The following is a 3,142-nucleotide window of genomic DNA, read 5'->3' as shown; positions in this document are numbered from 1 at the left end:
TTTACAATATCTGGTTGTTCTTTACTCTTATGATTTGACTTTGACATAACTTTCGACTGACCTTAGCAGTGCGCAACTGTTACGCGCGACTGACAAATTAAACTTTAACTAATTAAAAAATTAACTTTATGAATAAAATTGACCTTTATACGAAAGAGGAAATAGAAATACTAAAATCTTACTACAAAGACAAAATCATTAATAAAAAATTTGGTAGTAATTCTTATTCTTTAATAATAGATAGATTTGAAGTTAATTTAATAAAAACTAAATATAAAATGGATTGCATTGGAAGAATGCCTGCTAAATACTTTATAATCAACATCGATATAGCTAAATTATGCGAAACTTATGACTTAATTTTGCCGTCAGAGGTTATAAAAAATAATCTGCATTAATCTTTAATTGCCACCCGTTTTTTTTAGTGTATATAAAATCTACTGAACCTTCTGGAAAATCATCAATAACCACCTTTAAATCTTGAAATTTATCGCTGACCTTATCAAGTAATTTATTAAAATCATCTAATTTAGACAAAATAAAAAAAACTAAACACAACACCGTATAAAAATAATGCGCTACGATGTTATAGGTTATGAATGTGACTTTTTTTAATTGGCGCACTATTCTTATACCAACTTGTTGTACGCAAGCTGAAAAAAACCATTAGAATAAAGATATGTCAAACACAATGTGGAAAAAATTAGGATTTAGAGAAAATCCATATGATACAAAACCTTTAAAAGTTAATAATGGTGACGTTGACCTTCTAATGGGACGAGAAGAAGAACAAATTGACTTCTTAACAGCAATAGAATCTTCTTCTGAAGGTATTTTTATTTTATCAGGTGTTCCTGGTGTTGGAAAAACAAGTTTTCTCAATGTCCAACAATATTTATTGGAGAGCGGTGAAGCTGATTTTGGTCCCAAAATGCTATCAGCAAGAACTTTATGTCCAATACAACCATCTGATGAGCCTAAACATATAGCTATTAGATGTATTCAATCGTTTTGTAAATCAATAGAAGAATATTGTTTAATGACAAAAACCGATGTCCCAACTCAAACAGCAAAGGTTATGGCTTGGGTTTATCAAAATAAACCGGCAACTATAAATATTGGTTTTTCTGTTTTTGGACACGGTTTGAATGTTGGTAGAGAAGTACATTTACCTTCAATCAATGAAACCACTTATGAGACTTTAGTTGAAATCATTGGAACTTTAGCAAATGAAGTGAAAACCGATTTAAAATTTGAAGGAAGTTTTATCGTTTTAGATAATTTAGAAAACTTACACGAAGATGATTTAAGTAATTGTCTGACAACTTTCAGAGATACTTTGTTTACAATACCTAATGTTTGGTGGATTCTAATAGGTCAAAGTGGTTTATCTAGTTTAATACAGTCATCAAACCCTAAAGTATTTCAAAGACTTTCATCAAGCATTGAATTAAAACCAATTAGTGTTGAAAATCTTAAAAAAGCAGTTGATATTAGAGTCGTTAGATTTCACTGTACTGATAATAATGGTTCATCCCCAATTACTAAAGAGATATACTTAAAATTATTTGAATCCTCTAATGGGGAAATCCGTTTTGTATTTAAATATTGTGAAGCTATGTGTATTAACCTAGTGCAAACTATAAGGAGGCTCATTCATTCAAAAAATATGAAATTTAACGACAAGGTATTTGATAAATTTATGGGAGAACATTTAGTAAATAAACAAGTGGATGATAAATTTGCTGTTGCTTGTCTTCAAAATATAATTAGTGGAGAATTTGAGGGACTTTACTTATCCCAAAAAGAGAAAAGTGTTCTTAAAAAAATTGGAGAACTGAAAAAAGTCCGTCCAAAAGACTTTGAATCTTTTAAAGAATTTGGCATCTCTACTATGCAGAAATTTTCAAAGAATTATCTATCAAAATTAAATGACCAAAATCTACTTTTGAGAAGACAAGAGGGAAAAGTTGTAACATATGAATTAAGGGGTATTTCTGTATTTGCATCAGAGTATGGCTTATTGGACAATGAATAAAGCCAGCGTACAACAATGTATAACCGCAATTACGGCGGATTCGACTACGTCCGAATCCACTCGGTATTGCTAACGTCAGTGCTATACCGAAAATCATTAACTTTAAATCTGTAACTGACGGTTATACGAGACCGTTAGCGGTTATTTTAACAGACGAAAAACTATGAAAACATACATATCAGATATAATTCCAAAAATTCAACGATTTTCGCAAAAGTTGGATAATTTAACTATGTTAACAAATCAACATTGGGTTGTAATAGATGACATTGAAAACTCAAAAAACGTATACATTTTCAGACAAAATAATGAACTTTTAATATCGCATAATGGAAAGGTCGAAAAAGCAAAATGGGAATATTTAGGTCATAATTCATTATTAATTGACAGAAAAGATGAAAGCTATTTATTTAAGCACGGATTTTTTGATGAAAATATACTTGCTTTAAAAATTGACAGTAGGAATGAATATGCGTTTCTGGTTAACGAAACAAAATTTGACAAGGAATTAAATTCATTAAATAATATCATCGAATTTCTAAATAATAAATACATTGAGCCTGACATAAAAAAAAGCATTCAAGATATACATAGTGTTGAAATAGAAAGTTCTCCAATCCCTAGCCCAAAATATACAGAAACTTTTTTAGAGTCAGAATGGTCATTATTGGGTGGTAACCAAAAAAAATTCAAAATTGAATTTCAGGACGGAAATACTGGTGAATTATATTTAAAGACCAACTCGGGTAAGTATCGAATTATTTGTCAAGGCACCCATGTTTATTATTCTTCTAAAACATCAGCCATAAATGCACTTTATAATTATACATTAACAAGAAAAATTTTAGAAAAAGATAGAATTTATATTTAAAAAACAACCGCTAACAAATTGTAAATTGCATTGCGGGGTTCGTGCGGTGTCGTTCGCTGGATTCTCGTTTCGCAGTTCCGTCCTATCGGACAGGAACGCTCTTCGAAATCCGCAACGACAACTTACAAGTGACCGTTACCAAACAGTTGACAAAAAATGAACATACGATTTTAAAAAAAACGCTTTAGGTATTATTTAATTTTTGGAATTTTATGGTTAGTTCTTGGAACTAT

3 protein-coding genes are annotated in these 3,142 nt (G+C 30.2%); all 3 read left to right on the top strand.

Annotated elements, in window-relative coordinates; translation table 11 throughout:
• The first annotated feature begins 128 nt into the window (after positions 1 to 128).
• Positions 129 to 398 (top strand): hypothetical protein, encoded by a 270-nt coding sequence (locus tag ACFQ0I_RS17500; protein WP_379944284.1) that lies wholly within the window; start codon positions 129 to 131, stop codon positions 396 to 398.
• Positions 399 to 691: 293 nt separating this feature from the next.
• Complete coding sequence (locus tag ACFQ0I_RS17495) at positions 692 to 2,038, top strand: hypothetical protein (RefSeq protein WP_379944283.1); 1,347 nt, start codon at positions 692 to 694, stop codon at positions 2,036 to 2,038.
• 163 nt (positions 2,039 to 2,201) lie between these two features.
• Positions 2,202 to 2,909: a hypothetical protein gene (locus ACFQ0I_RS17490; protein WP_379944282.1), complete on the top strand. Its 708-nt coding sequence runs from the start codon at positions 2,202 to 2,204 to the stop codon at positions 2,907 to 2,909.
• Positions 2,910 to 3,142: the final 233 nt, after the last annotated feature.

This window comes from Mariniflexile aquimaris (assembly GCF_042676825.1).
In the GTDB taxonomy this organism is placed as follows: domain Bacteria; phylum Bacteroidota; class Bacteroidia; order Flavobacteriales; family Flavobacteriaceae; genus Mariniflexile; species Mariniflexile aquimaris.
This window is presented reverse-complemented; position numbering and strand designations above follow the sequence as displayed.